Origin of the sequence: Maribacter sp. 2-571, from assembly GCF_050589625.1 — a bacterium.
Taxonomy (GTDB): domain Bacteria; phylum Bacteroidota; class Bacteroidia; order Flavobacteriales; family Flavobacteriaceae; genus Pelagihabitans.
The window spans coordinates 102,046-124,955 of sequence record NZ_JBNGOP010000008.1 but is presented as its reverse complement, the minus strand read 5'-3'; the positions used below and the strand labels follow the sequence as shown (position 1 = coordinate 124,955).

Below are 22,910 nucleotides of genomic sequence, written 5' to 3'. Positions count from 1 at the left end.
CCTTATAAGCGTTATACTTACAAGATATGTAGTTGCCGGTAAAACATCCTTACCAGGTGTATGGATCGCCCTTATTCCTGTACAAATGGTCCTACGTCCCTTAAAAAAGAGTAGTTCATCGTAAAATGATTAAACGTTTAACCATTTTATTTTTTTATTCTCAATTTTAATGGTATCCTTGCCGCCGATGCGCAAAAAAAGTGTCGTTAAATTAAGAATATGGGAATCAAACAATTACTTACAATGTGCTTTTTCATGCTGTTTTTGATCATGGGATACGCGCAGAACATTTATTATGTAGATGTCAATAACGGGAACGATGACAACTCTGGGCTGAGCGAGGAAATGGCCTTTAAAACCATTCAAAAGGCGTCCTTTTCGGTAGCGCCCGGCGATGAAGTAAACGTACTGCCCGGCATTTACAAAAATGAAGATCCTAACAATCCCTACGGAGAAGTTGGTTTTTATGATTCGGGAGCGCCGGGACAGTATATCACTTTTAGGGGTATCAATGATGCGAACGGCAACCGCCCCAAGATAGAGGTTACCGCAGGAAAAGGCTTCGACTTTTTTAAGGTCTCCTATATCATCATAGACAACTTTGAATTTTATGCCTCCGAAGATGACCCAAAAGGCATCATCGACAATCCTGATTTCGGAATCGAATCATGGTATCAAAGACGGGGTGTGGGAATCGACAACGAATCGCACCACATCATTATTCGGAACAACTACTTTCATGATCTTCCCGGCAACGGTGTGGCCGTGTCCGTAGAATTGGTCATTATCGAGAACAACATTATCGAGCATTGTGCCTATGCCGCTATCAATGCCAATAGTGGAATTTCCTTTTACCAACCAAAAAACACCGGGCAACCCGGTTTTCCCGAATATCCGAACCATAGGATCATCATCAAAAACAATATTAGCCGCTATAATACCAACCTGCGGGGATTTGCAGGCTCTATCGGCGGCAATCGCGTAACGGACGGGAATGGCATTATCATCGATGATTTTAAACAAGATCAAAAGGATGCCTCGGTAAGGCAATTGTACGAGGGCCGAACACTTGTAATCGATAACCAATGTTATGGGAATGGCGGTCAGGGCATCAATGTTTTTTCCAGTGATTTTGTGGACGTGGTCGACAACATCATGTTCGATAATGCCCAATCTACCCGAATTGCCGATCCGGCCTATCCGGTAGCCATAGGCGATTCACAACTTTCCCTTGGTCGTGTAAACGATGTGGTGGTCAAAGGAAACGTCATGGTAAACTCCAACTCCGATACGGATGTCATTTCCAAATACGAGGATACCAATGTTACCTATATTGACAACATCCATTGGAATACCGGCGGAAACGCGGTTATCGTGGGTGGTAACGACCTGGTATTAAATCCGAATTTCAGCAACGCAACAGGGTTGACACAGACACAAACCAATTTACTGAGTACCATGAGCAATCCGTACGACCCGAACTCTGCTTCGGCCCAAGTACGGACCCCAACGGTAAACAACGGTTTTCCGGTACATAATTTAAACACTTCGTATGCACTGCCGGCGCAAAGTACTTTCGGTAATGGTGGTAATCCCTGGGCCATTTCCCCAGGTACCGTTCTGGAATTGGAGAACTATGATCAGGGCGGACAAAATGTTGCCTATAACGATGTTGCGGACGATGCGGAAAACGGGGTACGGGATGCCTGTGGACGTATCGACGAGGTAGATGTTGCCAGCGGTTCGGGCGGAAATTGTGTCATCACTTTTACGGAGCCCGGAGAATGGTTGGAGTATACGGTGAACGTTGCCGCAGGGAGTTATGACATTAACCTTTTGGCGGCCACTTCCCTGGCGAACCAAGAAATCAGAATACTGTTGGACGGAATTCCGCTAGGGGATCTGCCCATAACCAATACAGGTGATTTTGGAGTATACCAACCGAATTCCCTTTTGGGAGTGGCCCTTCCCGAAGGAGAGGCCGTGCTTCGACTGGAGGTAAAAGGATATTACAATTTGGATAACATCTCGTTTACTCCGGGTACCGTTATCGCCAACGATGGGATAGTCGTCCGCGCCAAGGGGACCACTGGTGAGGAGACCTTTGATGTAGAGGTAAACGGTGTAAAAATAGGGGAAACCCAAGTAGCTACTACCGAATACGAAAACTACGTTTTTGAAACGGCCGAGCGCGGAACCGTTCGTGTGGTGTTCACCAATAATGGCGAAACCGCTACGGGTGCCGATATTACGTTGATCGTTGATAGGATCAGTATCGATGGTATCGTATTCGAGGCCGAAAACCAAGCGGTAAATACCGGTGCCTATGACGAAACGACCAATTCATGCGGGGGCATTTCTTCGGAACGATTGGACTGCAATGGATTCATTGAATTTGAAGGAACGGATTCCGGAGGTGATGACGGTGAACCTAACGTTACCGAGGCCGCCGATATTTTCTTAACGGAAGCGGCACCGCTATTAGATGGAATTAAGGATGCGGCCTATGGCGCACAAGGTTATGACCTCAACAGTGCCAATATGGATACCGGAACACTTAATATTGACAGTTCGGACGACCTTTCCGGTACGTACTATGCTACCTGGGACGACACCAACCTCTATTTTTTCGTCAGGGTTACCGACGATGTGTTGGTTTCCGATTCCCCGGAACCCTATGAAGACGATGGGGTAGAAATTTATATTGATGGCGATAATGCGAAGGGGGACAGTTACGATTCTAATGACTTTCAATTTACATTTAAATATAATGACGGTACCCTTTATGAAATCGGTAACGGGTATGATGTTTCCAATGCTGCTTTCGAAATGATAGAAACCGCGGATGGATATGATTTGGAAGTTGTTTTCTCTTTGGCCTCTTTAGGAATTGTCCCGAATGCCGAAACCAGCATCGGTCTTGACGTCCATTTGAACGACGATGACGGATCGGGAAGGGAATCCAAGCTGGCTTGGTTCGCTACGGCCGATAGCTCTTGGAACGACCCAAGTTTGTTTGGTGAAGCCAATTTGATCTTGGGAAGCCCTGCCAATGAGATTATCGTTACCGCAAGGGGTACCACTGGGGAAGAGCTTTTCGAAGTACAGGTCAATGGCGAGAAAATCGGGGAAAGCCGAACCGCAAAGACCTCAAATGCGGACTATTCTTTTTTTGCACCGAGCACCGAGGGTACTATTCGTGTGGTATTTACCAATAATGGCGAAACCGACAATGGGGGCGATATCACCTTGATCGTAGATAAGATCATGGTCAACGGGCAGACCTTGGAAGCGGAAGACCAGGCCATAAACACCGGCGCCTATGATGCGGCCACCAATACCTGTGGCGGTATTTCGTCTGAAAGGTTGGATTGTAACGGTTACATCGAATTCGTAAACGGCGGGAGCACTACCGGCCTTGTATTCGGAGAAGTGGGCAAATCCAGCAATAACCACACTTTTAAAACGGTTACCTTGAACAATACCTACAACGACCCTATCGTATTCGTTGGGAGTATCAGTTTCAATGGGGGCAATGCCGCCGTGGTACGGGTAAAGGACGTGGCATCCAATAGTTTCCAATGGCAGGTAGATGAGTGGGAATATCTTGATGAGGAACACGCCTCTGAAGATGTCGGCTATATGGTGGTAGAACGGGGAGAACACATTATGTCGAACGGAGCGGAAGTAAAAGCGGGAAGCTTTTTGGCAAGCACTTCATGGAAGACCGTACAGTTCTCTTCGGCATTTACCGAAAAACCGAACGTATTTGCCAACGTAGCGTCCCTTAACGGCGGCGATGCGGTAGGAGTGCGTATCCGTAATGTGAGCACTACCGGTTTTCAGGTGCTCATTCAAGAAGAGGAAAATGGAGGTACCCAAGACGGGAATCGTGGCCATAACGATGAAAACATCCATTACATTGCCATTACTTCCGGTACAGGTTCGGGTGACGGATCGGCCAAATTCGAAGTTTCCGCAACACCCAATTCGGTTACCGACGCCTGGTATACCATCAATTTTGAGCAATCGTACAGTTCTCAGAACGCCCTGTTCATGGCATACGACCAAACCACGGATGGTGGGGATACCGGTACGGTCAGGTACCGTTCCTTTAACGGTAACAGTGCCCAAGTGCGCTTTCATGAAGAAACCTCCAGGGACTCGGAAGTGGCCCACGCCACTGAAATTGTCGGGTATGCAGTATTCGATGCCATAGGAGATCTCACGACGGGGTCGGCGAACGCCGTTGCCCGTTTGGACGATGCGCTATCGGCCGAAGTCAACATTCGCTTGGCACCCAACCCAGTGTTGGATGGTACCATTACCGTAAGTAGCGATCTGAACAACTATTCGGTACGTATTTTTGATATGTTGGGCCGAACAGTGTTCACGAAGACCGAACTGTCCGGTGAGGAACAACTCAACATTGGCCGTTTAAAGCATGGAACGTACGTGCTGAACGTCATTGGCGACCAGGGAAGTACGTCGGTAAAAATGATCGTTAACTAGACGATACCCGACAAAATTGCCAAGGAAATAAGTATTTGTTTGAAGTAATAAAGAAGCGGGGAGCGATCCCTGCTTCTTTTTTTATTGGCCATTGTAAATGCATTTCGCGGCATACCCTTGAAGTGGTACCGAAACCTTACTTTAGCGAAAATGACTTCCGTTATCCACAGCAACCTTTTATCAAGACCGCATATGCCCTTTTTTTCAACACCCCTTCGTTCCCTTACTCTGCCCGGCACCCGAACATTATTGGCTTTGCTAGGGTTCCTCATCGGTAGCGGTATGGTTACCCTGACCGCACAGGACGCCAGATCCTTGGAGTTTAAGGATGGTGACCGTATCAGCTTTTTGGGAAACAGTATTACCCATAGCGGAACGTACCATTCCCTGTTACGGCGATTTTATACCACCCGCTATCCCGATAGCACCATTTCCCTGATCAACTGTGGAATCTCCGGAGACGTCGCCGAACGAATGCTGCACCGTGCAAAAAAGGATGTGTTGTCCCATAACCCGGAATACACCTTTCTTATGGTAGGGATGAACGATGTAGGACGTGAACTCTACTTTTCGGGCGAAGCCGCCGCGGACACCATCGCCCTGCGCCAAAAGGCATTGGACCATTACCGTAAAAAAACCGATACCCTTGTCCGTTTACTGGTCGGTTCGGGAACGGTCCCTATTCTGATGACCCCCAGTATCTATGAACAAACGGCATTGCTGGACAGCGATAACCGTTATGGGGTAAACGATGCCCTGGCCCGTTGCGCAGAACACATACGGCAGCTGTCCCGAACATATGCGCTACCCTTGATAGACCTACATGCCAAAATGGACAGCATCAATAGCAAAAGACAACAACGGGACAGCACCTTTACCTTGGTAGGGGAAGATCGGGTTCACCCGGGTACCCCGGGCCACGTGGTCATGGCCTATGAAATTTTAAAGGCTCTTGGAGAACCGGAATACGTTTCCAAAGTGGCGATCCGTACCGCCGATAAAAAAGTACTTACCGCCATAAACGCCTCCGTTGAAAATATCGCTACCGACCCGGGGCAAATCCGCTTTGATCTTCGGGAGGGAGCACTCCCATTTGTTATGGATCCGGAAGAAAGAAAAGCGTTGGACCTGGTTCCGTTTATGGCCCGGTTCAATCGACAACAGCTCTTTTTAACGGATGTACCTTCGGGTAGTTATCAACTCAAGATCGATGGTGTTCCAGTTGGTATATACACCCATGTAGCGCTCCAAAAGGGGATCGATCTAGCGCAAAATACGCACACTCCCCAATACGCACAGGCTTTAAAGGTAGCGGCCATTTGCGATACCTATCATGAAAAAGAGTCGGCATTACGCACCATTCCCCTAATAGCGTACGCCCATCTTTCCGACTACCAAGGAGATGGCTCCTTGGATTCCAAGGAAAAACACCTGGCGAAAAAACTTGAACAATTTCAGGGCAAACCCTGGTACGGCTATTTTGAACGGGAGTTTGCAACCTATATCAAGATCAAACCGCTCGAAAATGAGTTGAAAAGAGAGCTAGAAACCTTACAGCAACAATTGTACGACATCAATACCCCTAAAACACACCGCTATGTGTTTACTCGGGAGTGAAACAAGACCATTGTTAGCGAACATGGTTCCAATATGTTTGAATTATGCTAATTGCTGACTTTTAAAAATATTTATACCATTCTTGTATCAAAACTCCATCAATACTTTTACCCCAGAGCAAACCGCAAAGGTCAAACAGTGACCCAGGTCGTCTTTTCCCTTTCCGGGAGTACCTCAACCTCGTAATTTCCGACCGTCCCGATTTGATCGGGTAGCTTTCCTTGGGACAGCGCATTGAACATCGGCGTGGGATCGGCATCAAAATGGACGATTCTCAGCTCGTTGTCCATCAGGGTCCTTAGCACGGCAACCTCGTACTTCAATAGCCGGAACAACCAAGGAAGCTTAAAATTTTTCTCGAACAGATAGTCCGAAAAATTGAGGGCCTCCTTGTAACTGAGCTGCTCGGGCGCACATCCGCTCCAAAAATCCCTTAAAACAACGACGAAGGCCTCCTTTCCCAAAACCAACATCATATAGCGTGTGGTCAGCTTAAAAATACGGGCGATCATAGAGGCCCGAAACTCCCGGATAAGATATTGATAGGTATCCACTCGTGCCCGATCATCGTACCCTAAGTTCTCCGTTGGTTTTCCAATGACCAAACTTCCCAGTATACGCTCCCACTGTTCAGGTTCCAATTCGCTATTCATTTTCTGAACGGCAATCACTTCCCTAGGCATTTGCTTTGTTTCCGGAATGGTATAGGCCGTTTTTCGGTTTTCCCAGAGGTTTCTAACATTTTCCATTTCGCGGATGATGGTCCGATCTCCGACTACGGGGATGTACGAATCAAAAATTTCATAGGTGATTTGCTTGAGGTTGGGAAGGTCCGGTAGTATTTCACGGGTTATGGCGAGCAGGCGCTCGTCTATCGGGCCCGAATGGGAATCCATCCACAATCCGTTCAATTCGGTTCCGCCGGCAATATGTATTTCAACCACATGTTCCAAAGGTATCTGTTCCAAAAACGCCTTTATGCCCTGCCTGCCGTTCAATTGATTGGCAAAAAGGTTATGGATATCCAAAAGAATACCACAACCGGTACGCTGGCAGAGTTCGGCCACAAACTGGCCGTCGGGAATTTCCCTGTCGTTCGGTCGAAGGTAGTTTACCCCTGTTTCTACGGCGATTGGCACACCAATGGCATTTTGCAGTTGTTGTACATTGTTAATGGCCTGTTGCAGTCCCTTTTCCGTTTGACACGGCGGCAGAAAAAAGCCGGTATTGAATTCCGTGGTCGCATTAAAACTAAGGTGTTCCGTCACCCAGGGGCTTTGAAACAGTTCGGTGGCATATCGGATCAGGGCCAATTGTTCTTCGGCGGGCGCAAGCCCCCCTCCTACCGGTGCCCCGATGCTGTGTACCAGTTTATGATAGGGCATTTCCGCTACGGACTCAAAAGCGGTCCGAGGCGCAATAAGCTTATCCTCTTTGTTACGGATACAAAGGGTCTGTGGCTCTATTTCCAAAGTGTCCAGCAGGCCGTCCGGAAACGCTATTTTTTCGATAAGGGGCGAATAGATAATGCCTACCCCTAATTCGGGTAGGCATTGTAGTTGCCCTAGTTTTGTTGTCTTAGGCATCGTCTGGCATTAAAAGTTACGTTCAAATTGTTCTTGAAAGAAAATGTCCTGTCCGGAACAACAGGCCAAACAACCGATTTCCTCAAAAATATCCTTTAACGCCACCTCTATTTTGTCAATGTTATAGGCGGTTTCCTGGCTTAGACCAACATTTAACGTGTTGCCTTGAAATGAAATGGGCTTTGCCAAGTTTGCCGTCTCCTCAATCGGCGTAACACTTAGGTCGCTCGGGTTTACGAGATAGTCCCGTATGTTGGTAAAGTAACAGTCAACCCCCGAAAAGCATTTGGGACAGCCCAGTTCGTCCAGTAAATTAAAAACGCTTTTTCTAAAAGTATCCGCATTGTAGGCGACCTTCGCCGGAATGGATAATCGGATCGCTCCTTTTGATACTCGCTTCATTTTAGTTTCCATAATATAAATAGTTTAAGATTACGTTTTAAAGGGGGGAAATTTCATGTTCTACCGATTTACGGTAACATTGGTTGGGGGAAGCAAAGGAACGGCCAGAACTATCGGCCGTGTTTCAAAAAGTATGGTCTTTACCGTTCTCGGACCAGGATTTACGCACCGTGTACGTTGTTGGTGTTCTCCAAAAACTTTGCCCGTTTGGTGAGCATCGGGCGGACGCTTTTTTAAAACTGAGGGCAAGGTAAAATAGAAGTACGGGGCAAAACTTTAAGGATGTATAATCCGTAATAATTACTGTATAATTTGTAAGAATTATAGGATTTTACCGGAAGAAAGGCGTGTGCTCGGTCGTGTACGTTTTGTTCATCGGAATTATGGAATATGCTATATTTTTGCAGCTAGTGCTGCCAAATGATTCTTAAAAGGTGTTTTGCCATAATAGTTCAATTCTTGTTGGTATTATTGGGCGCTAAAAAAGAACCTGCGTTGTACCGATGTTTATCCACATACTTTTCAATAATATAGGGGGTAATCTTTTTTAACGTTTCTCCATTGGTGGGATGCCTACCGGGATATGTAAAATATTCGATTTCCCCGTCCTTGCTCTTATAATACCATATACGGGGTTTGTTGTCCTCGGTAAAAAAATCATATGCCGCATGTACCTTTACTTTGCGCATGTTTCTCGATGGTATTTGTTCAATAGGCTTCACTTCTGTACCAAATTCTGAATAAGGCCCTATATCGCAGGCCACCTCTACGTATAGCGAATCGGCCCAGGTTAGGCAACCATTAGTGCCAGGGTTGTTGTTTGGAAAAATTAGCGGCCAATTTTGAATACCCACAAAAAAACAAATCATTCCAAATGCGATACTGATAGTAATAATTAGCCGGCTCCTTCCTTTTTTCTCTTTTTGTTTTAATGTCGTCGCCTCTTTTTTTCTTTTTATTTTCTCATTTTCCTTCTTTTTCCTTTCTTCTTCCGACCTTTTTTCTAATTCGTTAACATCTGTTGTATCAAACTCCCCTGGTACTATTAAGGTTTCCGGGCTTGATTCATCCTCTTCTAAAACTAAATTCCCAGATTTCAAATATTCTTGTAATGGCCTTGGGCGAAAGTCAATCAGCCAGCCTATCAGCTCTAAACTTTCAATACTCGTATTTCTAGTTTTCCCCTTTAAGAAGTTGATTATAGGAAGAAATTTGTCTCCGTCAAATTTTTGAATTTTTGAAATTCGGTTATCGTCTTCTTCGAACTGAAAAAATAGTCTTAAAGTATGTTGGTCATTTTTAGTGTTCCGTTTGTTCAACAACCATAAGCAAGCTTTCCGAATTTGTCTCCGTGTGGGCTTTGTCAAATAGCTGCTCATTTCTCCTCCTCTTTCCTTTTTGTACTTCGCTAAAACCGCTTTTTGATAACTATCACTGGTCTTTGTTTCCATCGTTAGGTTGGCGTTTTTGGATTTAAATGGAATTTCTAAGAACTATTGGAATTCTTGGAACTCCCCATAAATATAAGCTTTGGATGATTATAAATTTGTCTCAACAATGATTACCGCTATGCAAAGCTAACATAGCACTTCTAGAAAAATCATACTTACGGAAATCTGTAAACGGTGGGGTTTGGCCCATTGGAAAGTAGCCTAACGCTGCCGTCTACCGGATTTCACTTTCCACAAAACAAGGAGTACTCCAACACTCACGGGTGGCTGGCAAAAACAAATTCGGGAACGTCCCGGACGGCCACCTCTTTGTTTAATCCGAAAATTTTAAAATTATGAAAAAAGCGATCATAGCCGTATTGGCACTAGTATGCAACACCTTTTTATTTTCTTGTACCAGCGAACCCATTGCTGAAACCGATACCCTGTATGAAACGCAGGCCACGGAAGGAGACGATGGGGATGTTGATGAGGAACGGGAGGATGGATAGTCCATTTGTTCAATTATCCAAAGCCACACTTTGCAGTGTGGCTTTTTTTATTTCCATACTTTTATCGAAAGATATTTCCCAATGTTAACCAAGCGTTCATCCCTTCTTTTTTTGTTGTGCTTATGTACAAATTGCCATTATTTTGAACCTGCATCTTTCAAAAGCCCAAAGAAAACCTCTATTCTACGGTTATTGAAAAAAAGTAAGAATACGAAGCTGAACCTACAAGCACGCATGCAATTTGTGGACAGCGCCTTTAAGCGTTCCAAAAAATTGCCTTTCGACTCCCTACATTTGGCAGTAATCGATCATAAAACTATACTTCACCATAAGGCAGGGCAACAGGACAGCACGGTTTTTTACGATCGCCATTTATTGTATGCCGCCAACCGATCTGCCAATAAATCATATCAAGGTAAAGCACATAAAAACTTGGGAATATATTACAAAAGACTCCAAGTTTTTGACAGTGCGTTCTATCACTTCAACGCCTCAAAAACCGCATTTTTAACGTTAAAAGATAGTAGTAATGTGGGGCGACGATTAATGAGCATGGGGCTTATACAAAAAATTCAAGGCGACTATTTTGGAAGCAAGGAAACCTTAACCGAATCATTGGATTATCTCACCTTGGAAAAAGACGCGAAGTACATCAGTTCTGCCCAAAATGCCCTCGCCACCGATCATAGAAAATTGCTCAACTATCCCGACGCCATAACGTATTACTCCATCGCCATAGACAACGCTCCTTTTGAAAAAGAACGACAGGTCTACCAAAACAACCTCGCCGCTACCTACATTGACTCCAAAAAATACGACCTGGCCATAACGCTTTTAAAAAAGCTTAAAAAGGATACCGTTTCCCTTAAAAATAAACGAGCGCGCGCAAGGGTGCTGGATAACCTGGCTTATGCCCAATGGCATAAAGGAGAGGACGTAGCGCCAACAGCATTTCAAAAACCTTTGGAATGGAGAAAACTTCAAAACGACAAACGGGGACAACTCGCAAGCTATACCCACTTGGGTGAATTTTATAGCAAAACCGAACCGGGAAAGGCAAAAGCCTATTTTGATTCGGTCATCACCTTGTCAAAAACCCTAACTATTCCACGAGCAGAAAAAGATGCACTTCGATTTTTAATGGAATTGCAACCAAAAAATGTACCCCTGCGCGACCGATATGTTTTTCTACAGGACAGTCTTTACAAACAGGGCCTAAGGGTGAAAACCCAATTTGCCAAATACAAATACGACGACCAGCGCAAACAAGAGTCGATTTTACGATTGGAAAAGGAGAACGCACAAAAAGAGCTGGAAGTTGCCCAAGAGCGCAATCAGAAGATCATCTCCTTGGCTGCAGGGATATTGCTGCTACTGTCTTTAGGGTTTACCGGGTATTACTTTGTGCAACGTGCCAAACGCCAAAGGCAAGTTGCCGAAAGGGAAAAACAAAAAGAAGTATATGATACGGAAGTCGCCATGTCGCAACGTATTCATGACGATTTCGCCGGGCAACTGAACCATGCCATGATGCTATTGGACACCAATACCCCCAAAGCGACGGTAAAAAAGGTAATCGGGAATATCTATGATTCCAGTCGGGATTTTTCCAGAGAAATCAACGATATCGATACCGGGCCAAATTTCCAACACCTCTTGGCCACCATGCTCAAAAGATATTGCCCCAATAAAAGCCTGATGACCATAGGGGAGAAAACAATGCAATGGAATACCGTACCGGATTTCACCAAAAAAACGATTTTCAAAGTGCTTCAAGAATTGATGATCAACATGCAAAAACACAGCAAGGCCGACTTGATCGAAGTCCGTTTTGAACAACAAAAAAATGCCCTGAGCATCACCTATAAAGATTATGGCGTAGGCGCCTCGAAAGAAGAGGTGATGCATAAAAATGGACTATTGAATACGGAAAAGCGTATTCGGGCGATTAATGGAAGTATTATTTTTGAGACAGCGAAAAACAAAGGTTTTAAAGCCCTCATCAGAGCGCCTTATTAAAACACATCCCATGTTCCAAAAAATATTGATTGCCGAAGATTTTCAAGGGGAAAGCCAAGGTATTGCCGACGCGTTGAAAAACAAGTTACAAATTCAAGAAATACAACAAGAGCTGTATTGTGACAAGGCCTACAACCGGTTTAAGGTGGCCCAACAAAACAACGTACCGTACGACCTGCTCATTACGGACCTTCATTTTAAAAAAAACCATGTAACTCGCAGGATCACTTCGGGGCAGGCCCTTATTACAACCTTGCGAAAACTGGACCCTACACTGAAGGTAATCGTAAATTCCATGATCGACAATCCGGCAGAAATAAACCCATTGTTCAAAGAACTGCATATCAACGCTTATGTATGCAAAGGCCGGGACGGGCTGCTGGAACTGACCAAAGCCATACATGAAGTATACCACAATAGAACCTATGTATCGCCACAGATCGACCTGAACAGTACCGATACCGTTTTTGAAATGGACGCGTTCGATTTAATGATATTAAAAGAACTGGCCGAAGGATTGACCAAAAAAGAAATCTCCGAAAAGTTCAAACGGGAAAATATTAAACCTAACAGCGAAAGTACCATCGATAAAAAAGTGAGTAAGCTTTTTGATGCGTTTGGTGCACGCAACACCCAAAACCTTATTGCCAAACTGGCTCGAAAAGGTAAAATTTAACCGTATTATATCATTTCAAAGAAAAGAATGCCAATCCCTTACGGATATCCGTAAGGGATTCTTTTTTGATGGGTGTAGGTTTGGAGAATAAATAAATCATCATGAAAAACAGGATATTAGGCATAATGATTTTTTCTTTTTTCAGCGTTTTTCCTCAACAAAATCAAAAGGTAGATAGTCTTCATAAAGAAGTAATCAAATTAGAAAAAAAAATAAAAGAACTAAAATCAAAAATCACTGAGGAGGTTCAAGAAAACGGATACTTTATTGAAGTACGAAAGAAATACCAATACTCAACAATAAATTTGAAGCGAAAAATCGGAAGTAAAACTATAGCTATAATACCAAATGGTTCAATCATCAGAATTATCAATAAAAAACAATATCATTTCAAAGTGGAGTACAATGGTCTTACAGGTTTTATAGACGCTTATAATCTTGAAAATCATGACGCATTACCTCTCCATCTTCTTCACATCGCTTTTCAAAAGCCATCAGCGCTTAAGCAATCAAAAAAATCTGCTTACCGGAAAACTTTGGACTATTCAAAACCGGTAAATGTTCGTGGCCATTACCGTACCACAAAATCTGGAAAAAGAGTATGGGTAAGACCACACACCAGAAAAAATTGAATTCGAATCCTTCACCCTTATGCAACTCCAAACCCAATTAAAAGCCCTTGCCGAAAAAATAGGCAAGCTCAAAGACCAGATCACTACCGAAGAATCGACCAAGCATGCCTTTGTGCTCCCCTTTATCAATGCCTTGGGATATGATACCTTCAATCCCATAGAGGTCGTACCCGAATTCACGGCCGACATCGGACTCAAAAAAGGCGAAAAGGTAGACTACGCCATTTTTCAGGACGGCCAGCCGATCCTTATCATCGAATGTAAAAGTTGGAAAGAGAAATTGGACGCACACAACTCCCAATTGATACGCTATTTCCATGCCTCCAAAACCCGGTTTGCCCTATTGACCAATGGTATCGAGTATCGGTTTTACACCGATCTGGAAGCGACCAATAAAATGGACGAAAAACCTTTTCTGGAATTTGATATTACTACCCTAAAGGAAGGTACGGTTCACGAGATCACCAAGTTTCATAAATCGAACTTCGATGTTGAAAAAATAGTGGACAATGCCAGTGCCCTAAAATATACCAAAGAGCTTAAAAAATTGATCCTTGCGGAATTGCAATCCCCCTCATTACCGTTCGTAAAACTATTCGCCGGTAAGGTACATACGGGCCGGCTTACCGAAAAGGTGTTGGGGGAATTCACCGATTTGGTAGGCAGGGCCTTTACCCAAACCCTGAGCGACAGGGTGAACGACCGGTTGAACGCGGCCTTGAACAAGGAAGCGGAGCAGCAACAAGAGGAAGTGCCGGAGCCACAAGAGCGTAGCAAAGTCGTTACCACTGAGGAGGAATTGGAGGGGTTCCGTATTGTGGTGGCCATTCTCAGGAGAAAACTACCGGTCGCACGTATCGCCTATCGGGATACCCAATCGTACTTCGGTATTCTCCTCGACGACAACAACAGAAAACCGTTGTGCAGGCTACACCTCAATGGTCGAAAGAAGTACTTGGGCGTATTCGAAAAGGATAAAAACGAAACCAAACATGCCATTGAATCGATCGACTCGATCTATGAGTTCGCGGAAGCCCTGTTACAAACTGTGGCCGATTATGAGCAAGATTAAAGCCAAGAAGCCATGGAAATGCTTTCGCTACTGCTATTCAGTTCATTTCTGTTTCTAACACCTACCACTTTTGATGAAACCAAAGTCTATATCTGCAAGGGCAAAGGAAGTAAAAGGTACCACTACACAGCCTCCTGTAGGGGCCTTTCCCGCTGTTCCACCAAAATATACGCGGTTACCAAAACAAAGGCCAAAGCAATGGGGAGGACCCTTTGCGGTTGGGAAGATTGACCGTTACGCACTGTAAACACGAGAAAAGGAACGGTTGAACGACCGTTCCTTTTTGCTTTACGGATATCCGTAAGGAAATGGTTTTGAATGGAAGTAGGTTTGTTACGTAACCGTTAAACCAAAACAAAATGGCGTTTCCAAAATTCGAGATCAGAAAAAGTTCCAACGGTAAATTTTACTTCAACCTGCGTTCGAAAGGCAACGGCGAGGTAATTGCCACAAGTCAAATGTACGCGTCAAAACAAGGCTGCGAAAATGGGATTACAGCAGTGAAAAGAGATGCGGCCGGTGCGACGGTAGAAGATTTAACCAACTAAAGGAAAAAATGGCCAAGAAAACAGTACCTGTAAAACCACATAAGAGATCAACACCCTCTCCTGTGCCAAGAAAAAACCCGAACAGTCCAAAACCAGGACCAAAAACGGTTCCCGTAAAACCGCATAAAAGAAAACCGGCAAAATAAACGTATCCCATGACGAAAGCACTGTTCCATCATCTGGTCCGTATTGTTTCTGTCTGCTGTGCCCTACTATTGTTTGCAGCAGTATTGCATGCGCCCAGCGCATATTATTGGCTCCTGCGAACCGTCATTTCCATTGGGGCATCCTTAGTAATAATCAAGAACATCGCCACAACCTTTTGGGTCCTACTATTCGCAATTATACTGGTCCTGTTCAATCCCATACTTCCTATTTTTCTTTATAAAAAGGGACTATGGGCTCCTATTGATATTCTTGCCGGCCTGCTATTTCTAATTGAAGTTATCATCAATAGACCCAAAAAAACGAAGGTCGTTACTACCAACGAAAAAGCCAAAACATTTAACCGAGACCGAATTTTATAAACCAACATCGACCATGGAAAAAACCAACATACCAGTAGTATTGAAAAGTCACTTTTTAAGACTGTATCAAATAGCACTTTCAGACGGAGAGTTTAGTACACTTGAACTTAAAATGTTATATGAATTCGCCGAAGAAAGAGGAATTCCCAAAAACCATTTGGATGAGCTATTGCTACAGCCGTTAAACACCAACGTATCGATTCCGGAGGAAATAAATGAAAAACTTTCTTTCCTATATGATTTTGCCGCAATGATATGGGCCGATGAGGTGGTTACCGATAATGAGCTGACCGCACTCAAGAAATATATTAAACTTTTTGGATTTTTAGATGAAAATATTACTCCATTGGCAGATTATCTTATTGAAGCCGTCCAAGCAAACAAAACCAGACAAGAAATCATAAATGAACTAAACGACTAACCATGGGATTGAAAAACTTGATAAAACTAAAACCAAAAGAAACCATATTAAAGGTCAGTAAGGACGAGCCGGAAGAAGAAGCGAGAAAACGCTCCTATCATGAAACAGGCTTTCGTGATAGCTCTAGAAATATGGGAAATCCTCAAACATTGTCAATTTGCCTGGATGCCATCTATGCAAAATTTGAGAACGAAGAAAAAGAACTAAAGCACAAACAAGAGGAACTTAAGAAACCCTATACCCAAGAACAAAATGCAAAGGAATCTGAAATTAAAGGTTTTCAAGTGGCTATCGATAATGCCGATGAAAACATTAAGCAAAAGGAGGCCAAGAACCAAGATATCGACTACACCATAAAGGAACTAAAGTTCGAAATTACGGATCTGCCCTTGAACCCAAGTGTATATGGGGTGCCCGCAAAGAAAGGTGCTTCCGCCAAATTTTGGATAGGATTGGTTTTATTGGTTCCCATAACTGCCTACCTTTTCACCTTTTATACCTCTGTTGTTTATTCCGCAATGGAGAAACAGTTTACTTATGACGACCAACGATGGTACGTACCGAATGCTATTGTAAAAGCGTCCGAAGACGGATTTCAGGCGCTGGCGACCGTCATTTTCGCTCCGTTCATATTCATTGGCCTAGGGTATTTAATTCATATGTTCTATCAAAAGAAAAAGTTGGCCTCCTACTTTAAACTTGCAGGAGTCGTTTTGGTCACTTTGGTTTTTGATGTCCTATTGGCCTTTTTCGTAGAAAAAAAGTTATGGGAATTAAATGTAGTCGATGAAAATGCAAAATTCGGTTTTGCAGAAGCCATGGAAAGTCAAGAGTTCTGGTTGATCATCTTCTTAGGCTTTATTGCCTACCTCATTTGGGGATTCATTTTTGACTTTGTAATGGAAGAACATAAAGAAAAGGATAAAATTAAAAACGCTATCCGTAAACGCCATGACCAAATCATTATCTACAAGGAGCAAATACGTGACAACAAGGCAAAAATCGATGAAATTAAAGCTCTTGTAAGGGACATAAAGGAAAAAATTTCAATGGCCAAAGGTAGGATCAATGAACTACAACGCATTGTTGACGGCACCATTATCCCCACGAAAGAGTATATGTTCTATGCTTCCGAATATTTGCAAGGTTGGTTAACGTTCATCAATGAGAAGTTATCGATTTCAAGATCGGAAAACGATCGGTTGATTTCGGAATGTTTGGAAGTAAACAAACATCATTTGGACAATGTTGGTGTGCGACAAGATTATCAAAATACGGTATTTACACAAACGTTTTAACATGAAAAAAACAATCTATTATACCTGCCTAGTATTCTTTTTTACTTTTTGTTCAGGTGAAAAGCAAACCAGCAAAGAAAATGACACCGTCGTTAGTAAAGGCCAGACAACGGCAACTAATAAAGAATGTCCAAAGCATTTGATGGAAAGAAAAACAGAAAATCTGAATATCAGTATTCTTTTAGATCTATCCGATCGGATAGATTTACCCAATCAACAAGCTAAAGATTCCGTTTACATCCTATCCCTGGCAAAAGTATTCAACGCTCATGTAAAAGAGAAGAAGTTAGGCTTGCTGTACGACAAAATAGAGGTGTTTTTTGAACCTGCTCCCTTAGATTTCAAAATCAACGAAATGTCCAACAAACTAAAAACAACTTATGTTAAAGGTGTTTCCAAAAAGGAGTGGTTGCCCAAGACCATTGCCTTTTATGAAACTGTTCCCACTCAAATATATGAGCTTTCCAGGGCAGTGTCCAAAAAAGAGGGCTATCCGGGATCTGACACATGGGGATTCTTCCAAAATCATGTCAAAGATTACTGTATTGAAGCATGTCGCAGAAACATTCTGGTAATACTCACCGATGGGTATATGTACCATGAGAATTCCAAAAGAAAAAATAAGGAACAAACCTCATACCTAACGCCGCAATTGTTATCACAGTTAAAACTAAATACTCCTAATTGGGAAGAAAAAATAAACGAAAGAAATCTTGGTTTTATACCTGCAACGCAAGGTTTGGTCGATTTGGAGGTATTGGTCATCGGTATTCAAAACCAGAATGGCCAACACCCCTATGCGCAAGATATAATTGAGTCGTACTGGCAAAAATGGCTTAAAGACATGGGGGTAATTGCACCGAAAATCAAAAATGCGGACCTGCCTTCAAACATTGAAAAAGTAATTAACGATTTCATTCTAAAGAACAACCATGGCATTTAGGTTCAACAAACGAATAAATTTGGGAAAAGGGCTTGGAATCAACCTAGGTAAATCAGGTATAACGCCCAGTTATCGAAGTAAAAAAGGGAGTCTCAGTGCAAAGGGGTATTCCGTACGGACCGGGATTCCCGGATTAAGCTATCGTAAAACTTTTTCCAAGTTCAAAAATAGCGGGTGTTTGGTCGCTTTAGCTCCATTTCTATTGACCACAATCTTCATCTCCTGTACAAGTGTCGAAAGTGAAAAAATAGTAGAGGCCGGCGCAAAGGAATGTAGCGATACCAACTGTGCAAACTATACTTCCCAAACCGCGGCACAGGCAGCCTATAACGCCGACCCTGAATGTAGAAACGATCTGGATGCGGATAAGGATGGTATTGCTTGTGAGGAGCCGGGCAATAGTGTGAAAAACTGCGCCACCACATCAAATTGTGGATGCTCCGGCAAAAATAAAACACCTTGCCAGTCCGACCCCTGCTGCAGATGGGTCGTTGGCGAGGGCTGTAAGTGTGGTTAGCGGTCCGATACTAAAAGATAAAAGGCATGAAAAAGTTCTTAAGGTATTGGTTCATTGATGAAGAAAACCCAAAAAAATACCTACTTGATATTTTGATCGCCCTCATGATTTTAATCTCCATCGCACTCATATTTTTTCAAAATAAAAATGGAGATTTCCCTAAGAGTCTGCAATTCTTGGATGTTCTGGTATTGTTCTTTTTTATCACAGAATACTGTATTCGTTTTTACATATGTTCTGATTTCAGAAAAGATGTTCGGATCAAGGGTATTGGTTTTGCATTAAAACAAAAACTTCGTTGGATGGCGTTGTCATCATCCATGATAGATCTACTAGCAATTCTACCTTCTTTGGGCTTTTTTAGAGGGTTTAGAGCTTTGCGTTTCTTTCGCTTCTTACGGCTCTTTAGACTTATAAAAGCTTTTAAAACTTTTCGGGAAATCGATAAATTGAACATCATCCTTCAAGGAATGAAGGAGCACAACCGTTTATTTTATATCTTTTTTACGGCTACTCTTTTTATCCTTTTGATCTTGAGCTTTGGGCTTTACAGTGCGGAGCATCATGGGGAGCAGGGAAATTTTTCTACATTCTCCAGTTCCTTTTGGTATTCTCTCGAGCTTATAGAGCTTGCCGATACTACACCTAAAACGATTTTAGGTAAAATCCTTTCAGCCATTCTTTTGGTTTTTAACATGGCCGTCTTCGGCTTTTTCATTTCCATAATACTCAATAAAATAACGCAAGTCATGAACGCCATTGCCTCAGGAAAAATTTCTAATTTAAATATCAAAAACCACATTGTCATCTGTGGTTATTCCAAATCCTCGGAAAAGGTCATTAAAGATCTATTGAAGGACAAAAAACATTGTAATAAAGTAGTTTTGGTCACTAAAAAACCAGTTGAGGATAAAGACGGTTTAATCTATGTGAATGCTGATTATACCGATTTCAATACGCTAAAGCTTGTAAAAATAAAACGAGCTAAATTTGCTATCATATTTGCAGAGTTCAATGAGCATGATACCATCAGGGACGTTGATTTAAGAACGGTAATGACCATTTTTCATATTGAGAAAGAAGCACCTGATATTCATACCATAGCAGAGATAAACGATGAGGTTAATGCTACGATAATAAAGGACAAAATAAAAGGGGACGAAATACTGTATAAGGAAATGATAGATGCTAAAATTATCACCACTTGTATCAGCAATCCCAATATAACCGATATGTTCTATGAACTTTTTGGAGACACAAAAGAACGTATTAAAAGTGTAAGGTTATCAGAACTGGGAATGAACAGACCAAGTATCATAAAGAACGTTAAGTTGCATTTTATAGAACGTAACGAAACGTTGTTGGGCGTAATTGATAAAACCAATGCATCGACCTTGTCCCCTAGAAACGATATGATGGTAGACGATAGTTACCGGTTGATCTATCTCTCCTAATTTAATCCAAACCGCAAAAACACCGGCAAATGGTCCGATAATTTTCGAGCCTTTTCCAGGTCTTCACAATAGCGTACAAAATCGATAATGCCACCGTCTACCTTCCGGATCGCTTTTGAACAAAAAACATTATCGATTGCATAGTTCAAATAACTCTTTTTATTGCAAACCTTTTTGAGGGTCGTTTTTTGGACGGTAATCGCCGTAGTAAAACCGGCTTTTTTAAAACGATCGAATACCGGTTTTTTCTCGTCTACGTTAAAATCGCCCGCTAAAATTACCGGCGCTGTTATCGAATCGCAGATATGGGCGGTCAAAGCCTCGATCTCGGCTTCGGGATTTTTATTAAAGGGACGGGAATGAAAGTTAAGGATAGCAAGTTTTTTACCGTTCACATAAAAATACATGAGGTACGGCTCCCGATCGATTTTTTGGTCTAAAGCAGCGATCAATTCGCCTCTATCCTTAATCTTTATATGTTGGGTTTTCCAAATAAAGGCATAGCGTTCAGTCACATATTTGGTGCTATGGGTCGCGTCACTAATGACATAATCCCATTGCGCGCCCTTCCTATTCAAAACATCCGACAGTTTGGCCACGGCCTGTGCCCCACCAAAGCCGGCGACCACCTCCTGGATTGCCAAAATATCGGCATCCCTTACAATATCCGCGATTTTGTTCAGTTCCTCGCTGCTTTTGGTTTTTCCAAAATCACGAATGTTCCAAGAAATTAAAGTAAGCTCATCGGTTTGGGAAAAAATGGCAAAGTGAAAGCATAACGCACTTAAAAAAAGGAGTCTTTTTATCATTAGGGTCGGTTAATGGTCTATCCAAAAATAGCATAAATCCCTTTCTTGTTTTACGGAAAAGCGTAAACAAAAACGGAGCGATACTGTGCAAAACCATAAAAGCGATAGCACTACAAGTTTGGATTTTAAGAAGAACAACGTTCCAATGGCGCGTGAATAAAGAAATATTGTTAACTTCTCGAGCACTAGGATGCATTTACCAATTATTACAACCATCATGATTAAGTTAAAAAAGACCGTTAAATGTACCCCTATCGTATTCCTAATATTGCTGTTCTTGGTCGGATGTAAAAATGGAACCAAGGCCGATACTCCCGTTTCTAAAAACAGTTCCATTACCATTGCCAACGCCTTTATCGATGCCTTTTATTCCTTTGACAGGGACTCCTTACAAGCATCCCTTGGCCAAGCTAAAAAATCATGGCCCTCCATTTTGTATTATCAAAAATGGGCGGAATGTGGTAATTATGAGGTGCTACAGCGGTTTCCCTGTATTCAAAAGAACGACTCCCTGGTGCTATGTCCTGTGATGGTAAAAGATGACCTTATGCAGGCACTTGAATTGGCATTGAACGTAACGGACACCTTTCATTTGACCGTAAAGGAAGGGAAGATTCTATCGGTGGAGACTTCCTCGAAAGACCCTGACATTTACTATGAGGGCAAAGAATGGATCCGTCAAAATCGGCCGGAACTGATTGCAAAACCCTGTGAAGGGGCTTGGGAAGGAGGACCAACGCCTTGCGAATGTATCAAAGGAACCGTACAAGGGCTTGCTGCATTTAAGGCAGATCAGAAGTCTTGAACAATTCCTTGGCAGCTAGCTATAAAATGGGTTTTGTTTTTGCAGTTGTTCAAGAACGGATCTTGTTTTTTTGCTATTGAAGAAAATGGAATTGGGGCGGGGGTATTTAGCCCAATGGAGTATAAAAGCTTTGGAATGGCCGGAAGCGACAAATTGGTTTCAAATAGTGCTGAATAGGTTAGTTATTATGATTGGCACACCATAACTTAAAACAATTTCCTTACTAAAGTTTGACTCTTTACAAAAAGCGGATTTTGTAAAGAGTTTCAGTTTTTCGAAATAGATTTTATGGTGTTCAAACGGTAACTCAAATCTATGTTTAATGGGTGTAATGTAAAGATTATAAGATATATACAAGTCTTGTTGATGCTCTTATTGAAGCTTTTTGCATTAAATTTTATCTGGTTCAATTTGAGCATACTTCTTGATAAATGAATTGTAATTATCAATAAGAATTATACGGAGTTCTGAAACTACGGTACTAAATCCATATTCATTCGAAACTTTAAAAACTTCTTCTCTAAGACTATTTAAAGCTTCACCAGAAATTTTATAGCAGTATGGCGAAGGGCTGTCTTTTGATAAAAAGTCTTTTTCGATTTTCTCTGCCAAAGGATTGATTATTTCAACTAAGGCTTGTTGAAATTCAACCATTTTATCTATCTTTTCTTTAATAATTTCAACATAATCTATCTCCATAAATTGATTTACATCCTTTTTGCCTCGGATGTATTCATGTAATTTTCTCATTTCGGATAGGATATTATGATAAGAATTCCAATCACCTTTACCAAGACATTGATTTTTCAAACCAAAGCAATCATCTAGTTTTTTGCTCTCATTCAAAATATTATTGAAATATATAGTTTCGAAAATGCAAGCACTTGTTAGACTTATAAGTGAATATGCCATAAAAGAACTATCCTTCGGTATCTCAACCCACTTAATAGTTGGAAGCATTTGGACTAACCCATACCATTCTATATTATCGTCATTACGAGTCTTGTATTTAATAGAAAGCTCATTTACATAATAATCTTTATGATGAATTGATTTTTGAATATCAACACAAAAATGGCCCATTTCATGCCATAGAATTCTTTTGGTATCATTTATTGAACTCATAAGAT

The 22,910-nt window shown here is 42.3% G+C and carries 20 protein-coding genes; 15 read left to right on the top strand and 5 right to left on the bottom strand.

The features are described from left to right. Positions 1–219: 219 nt before the first annotated feature. Positions 220–4,512: a sugar-binding protein gene (locus ACRD7P_RS08175; protein WP_430907055.1), complete on the top strand. Its 4,293-nt coding sequence runs from the start codon at positions 220–222 to the stop codon at positions 4,510–4,512. Between the two features lie 150 nt (positions 4,513–4,662). After that, complete coding sequence (locus ACRD7P_RS08170; RefSeq protein ID WP_430907054.1) at positions 4,663–6,129, top strand: SGNH/GDSL hydrolase family protein; 1,467 nt, start codon at positions 4,663–4,665, stop codon at positions 6,127–6,129. A gap of 131 nt (positions 6,130–6,260) precedes the next feature. Here the strand turns inward: ACRD7P_RS08170 and ACRD7P_RS08165 are convergent, their stop codons facing one another. The 3 genes from ACRD7P_RS08165 to ACRD7P_RS08155 all read right to left on the bottom strand — a co-directional run bounded on the left by ACRD7P_RS08165 (position 6,261) and on the right by ACRD7P_RS08155 (position 9,568). Continuing rightward, complete coding sequence (locus ACRD7P_RS08165) at positions 6,261–7,715, bottom strand: DUF692 domain-containing protein (RefSeq protein WP_430907053.1); 1,455 nt, start codon at positions 7,713–7,715, stop codon at positions 6,261–6,263. A gap of 9 nt (positions 7,716–7,724) precedes the next feature. After that, complete coding sequence (locus ACRD7P_RS08160) at positions 7,725–8,117, bottom strand: hypothetical protein (RefSeq protein WP_430907052.1); 393 nt, start codon at positions 8,115–8,117, stop codon at positions 7,725–7,727. Between the two features lie 452 nt (positions 8,118–8,569). Then, positions 8,570–9,568, bottom strand: a complete 999-nt coding sequence (locus ACRD7P_RS08155; RefSeq protein WP_430907051.1) for a hypothetical protein — start codon at positions 9,566–9,568, stop codon at positions 8,570–8,572. Between the two features lie 335 nt (positions 9,569–9,903). Here ACRD7P_RS08155 and ACRD7P_RS08150 point away from each other — a divergent pair, with 335 nt between their 5' ends. The 12 genes from ACRD7P_RS08150 (at position 9,904) to ACRD7P_RS08095 (ending at position 20,166) form a co-directional block, all read left to right on the top strand. Further along, entirely contained in the window at positions 9,904–10,059 is a 156-nt protein-coding gene (locus tag ACRD7P_RS08150; RefSeq protein WP_430907050.1) for a hypothetical protein, read from the top strand. Between the two features lie 192 nt (positions 10,060–10,251). Then, a complete protein-coding gene (locus ACRD7P_RS08145; protein ID WP_430907049.1) occupies positions 10,252–12,078 on the top strand; it encodes a tetratricopeptide repeat-containing sensor histidine kinase in 1,827 nt (608 codons plus the stop codon). Positions 12,079–12,088: 10 nt separating this feature from the next. Beyond that, positions 12,089–12,754 (top strand): helix-turn-helix transcriptional regulator, encoded by a 666-nt coding sequence (locus ACRD7P_RS08140; RefSeq protein ID WP_430907048.1) that lies wholly within the window; start codon positions 12,089–12,091, stop codon positions 12,752–12,754. A 101-nt stretch (positions 12,755–12,855) separates the two neighbouring features. Then, positions 12,856–13,386, top strand: coding sequence for a hypothetical protein (locus tag ACRD7P_RS08135; protein ID WP_430907047.1), 531 nt, complete (start codon positions 12,856–12,858; stop codon positions 13,384–13,386). Positions 13,387–13,405: 19 nt separating this feature from the next. Further along, positions 13,406–14,458 carry a type I restriction endonuclease gene (locus tag ACRD7P_RS08130; protein WP_430907046.1) on the top strand — a complete coding sequence of 351 codons (1,053 nt, stop codon included), beginning with the start codon at positions 13,406–13,408 and terminating at the stop codon, positions 14,456–14,458. 359 nt (positions 14,459–14,817) lie between these two features. After that, on the top strand, positions 14,818–15,006 hold the full coding sequence (locus ACRD7P_RS08125; RefSeq protein WP_430907045.1) for a YegP family protein: 189 nt from the start codon (positions 14,818–14,820) through the stop codon (positions 15,004–15,006). A 155-nt stretch (positions 15,007–15,161) separates the two neighbouring features. After that, entirely contained in the window at positions 15,162–15,533 is a 372-nt protein-coding gene (locus tag ACRD7P_RS08120; protein WP_430907044.1) for a DUF6804 family protein, read from the top strand. Positions 15,534–15,546: 13 nt separating this feature from the next. Continuing rightward, positions 15,547–15,954, top strand: a complete 408-nt coding sequence (locus tag ACRD7P_RS08115; protein ID WP_430907043.1) for a hypothetical protein — start codon at positions 15,547–15,549, stop codon at positions 15,952–15,954. A 2-nt stretch (positions 15,955–15,956) separates the two neighbouring features. Next, a complete protein-coding gene (locus ACRD7P_RS08110; protein ID WP_430907042.1) occupies positions 15,957–17,252 on the top strand; it encodes a beta-carotene 15,15'-monooxygenase in 1,296 nt (431 codons plus the stop codon). A 1-nt stretch (position 17,253) separates the two neighbouring features. Further along, on the top strand, positions 17,254–18,195 hold the full coding sequence (locus ACRD7P_RS08105; protein ID WP_430907041.1) for a hypothetical protein: 942 nt from the start codon (positions 17,254–17,256) through the stop codon (positions 18,193–18,195). After that, complete coding sequence (locus ACRD7P_RS08100; RefSeq protein WP_430907040.1) at positions 18,185–18,712, top strand: DUF4236 domain-containing protein; 528 nt, start codon at positions 18,185–18,187, stop codon at positions 18,710–18,712. Before ACRD7P_RS08105 ends, ACRD7P_RS08100 begins: the two co-directional genes overlap by 11 nt. Before the next feature lie 26 nt (positions 18,713–18,738). Then, entirely contained in the window at positions 18,739–20,166 is a 1,428-nt protein-coding gene (locus ACRD7P_RS08095; RefSeq protein ID WP_430907039.1) for an ion transporter, read from the top strand. On the opposite strand, the gene ACRD7P_RS08090 is transcribed toward ACRD7P_RS08095, so the two are convergent. Beyond that, the gene (locus tag ACRD7P_RS08090; RefSeq protein WP_430907038.1) at positions 20,163–20,975 is read right to left on the bottom strand and encodes an endonuclease/exonuclease/phosphatase family protein; all 813 of its coding nucleotides are present in this window, start codon (positions 20,973–20,975) and stop codon (positions 20,163–20,165) included. The genes ACRD7P_RS08095 and ACRD7P_RS08090 overlap by 4 nt on opposite strands. A 217-nt stretch (positions 20,976–21,192) precedes the next feature. On the opposite strand from ACRD7P_RS08090, the gene ACRD7P_RS08085 reads away from it, so the two are divergent. Then, a complete protein-coding gene (locus ACRD7P_RS08085) occupies positions 21,193–21,780 on the top strand; it encodes a hypothetical protein (RefSeq protein ID WP_430907037.1) in 588 nt (195 codons plus the stop codon). A gap of 390 nt (positions 21,781–22,170) precedes the next feature. Here the strand turns inward: ACRD7P_RS08085 and ACRD7P_RS08080 are convergent, their stop codons facing one another. Further along, positions 22,171–22,905, bottom strand: a complete 735-nt coding sequence (locus ACRD7P_RS08080) for a hypothetical protein (protein ID WP_430907036.1) — start codon at positions 22,903–22,905, stop codon at positions 22,171–22,173. Between the last annotated feature and the right edge of the window lie 5 nt (positions 22,906–22,910).

Excerpts from the sequence above, each read along its gene's own strand:
- ACRD7P_RS08175 (WP_430907055.1), top strand. The coding sequence starts at position 220 with ATGGGAATCAAACAATTACTTACAATGTGCTTTTTCATGCTGTTTTTG.
- ACRD7P_RS08105 (WP_430907041.1), top strand. The coding sequence starts at position 17,254 with ATGAAAAAAACAATCTATTATACCTGCCTAGTATTCTTTTTTACTTTT.
- ACRD7P_RS08085 (WP_430907037.1), top strand. The coding sequence starts at position 21,193 with ATGATTAAGTTAAAAAAGACCGTTAAATGTACCCCTATCGTATTCCTA.
- ACRD7P_RS08110 (WP_430907042.1), top strand. The coding sequence starts at position 15,957 with ATGGGATTGAAAAACTTGATAAAACTAAAACCAAAAGAAACCATATTA.
- ACRD7P_RS08140 (WP_430907048.1), top strand. The coding sequence starts at position 12,089 with ATGTTCCAAAAAATATTGATTGCCGAAGATTTTCAAGGGGAAAGCCAA.
- ACRD7P_RS08150 (WP_430907050.1), top strand. The coding sequence starts at position 9,904 with ATGAAAAAAGCGATCATAGCCGTATTGGCACTAGTATGCAACACCTTT.
- ACRD7P_RS08155 (WP_430907051.1), bottom strand. The coding sequence starts at position 9,568 with ATGGAAACAAAGACCAGTGATAGTTATCAAAAAGCGGTTTTAGCGAAG.
- ACRD7P_RS08095 (WP_430907039.1), top strand. The coding sequence starts at position 18,739 with ATGAAAAAGTTCTTAAGGTATTGGTTCATTGATGAAGAAAACCCAAAA.
- ACRD7P_RS08100 (WP_430907040.1), top strand. The coding sequence starts at position 18,185 with ATGGCATTTAGGTTCAACAAACGAATAAATTTGGGAAAAGGGCTTGGA.
- ACRD7P_RS08115 (WP_430907043.1), top strand. The coding sequence starts at position 15,547 with ATGGAAAAAACCAACATACCAGTAGTATTGAAAAGTCACTTTTTAAGA.
- ACRD7P_RS08120 (WP_430907044.1), top strand. The coding sequence starts at position 15,162 with ATGACGAAAGCACTGTTCCATCATCTGGTCCGTATTGTTTCTGTCTGC.
- ACRD7P_RS08125 (WP_430907045.1), top strand. The coding sequence starts at position 14,818 with ATGGCGTTTCCAAAATTCGAGATCAGAAAAAGTTCCAACGGTAAATTT.
- ACRD7P_RS08135 (WP_430907047.1), top strand. The coding sequence starts at position 12,856 with ATGAAAAACAGGATATTAGGCATAATGATTTTTTCTTTTTTCAGCGTT.
- ACRD7P_RS08080 (WP_430907036.1), bottom strand. The coding sequence starts at position 22,905 with ATGAGTTCAATAAATGATACCAAAAGAATTCTATGGCATGAAATGGGC.
- ACRD7P_RS08090 (WP_430907038.1), bottom strand. The coding sequence starts at position 20,975 with ATGATAAAAAGACTCCTTTTTTTAAGTGCGTTATGCTTTCACTTTGCC.
- ACRD7P_RS08170 (WP_430907054.1), top strand. The coding sequence starts at position 4,663 with ATGACTTCCGTTATCCACAGCAACCTTTTATCAAGACCGCATATGCCC.
- ACRD7P_RS08165 (WP_430907053.1), bottom strand. The coding sequence starts at position 7,715 with ATGCCTAAGACAACAAAACTAGGGCAACTACAATGCCTACCCGAATTA.
- ACRD7P_RS08160 (WP_430907052.1), bottom strand. The coding sequence starts at position 8,117 with ATGAAGCGAGTATCAAAAGGAGCGATCCGATTATCCATTCCGGCGAAG.
- ACRD7P_RS08130 (WP_430907046.1), top strand. The coding sequence starts at position 13,406 with ATGCAACTCCAAACCCAATTAAAAGCCCTTGCCGAAAAAATAGGCAAG.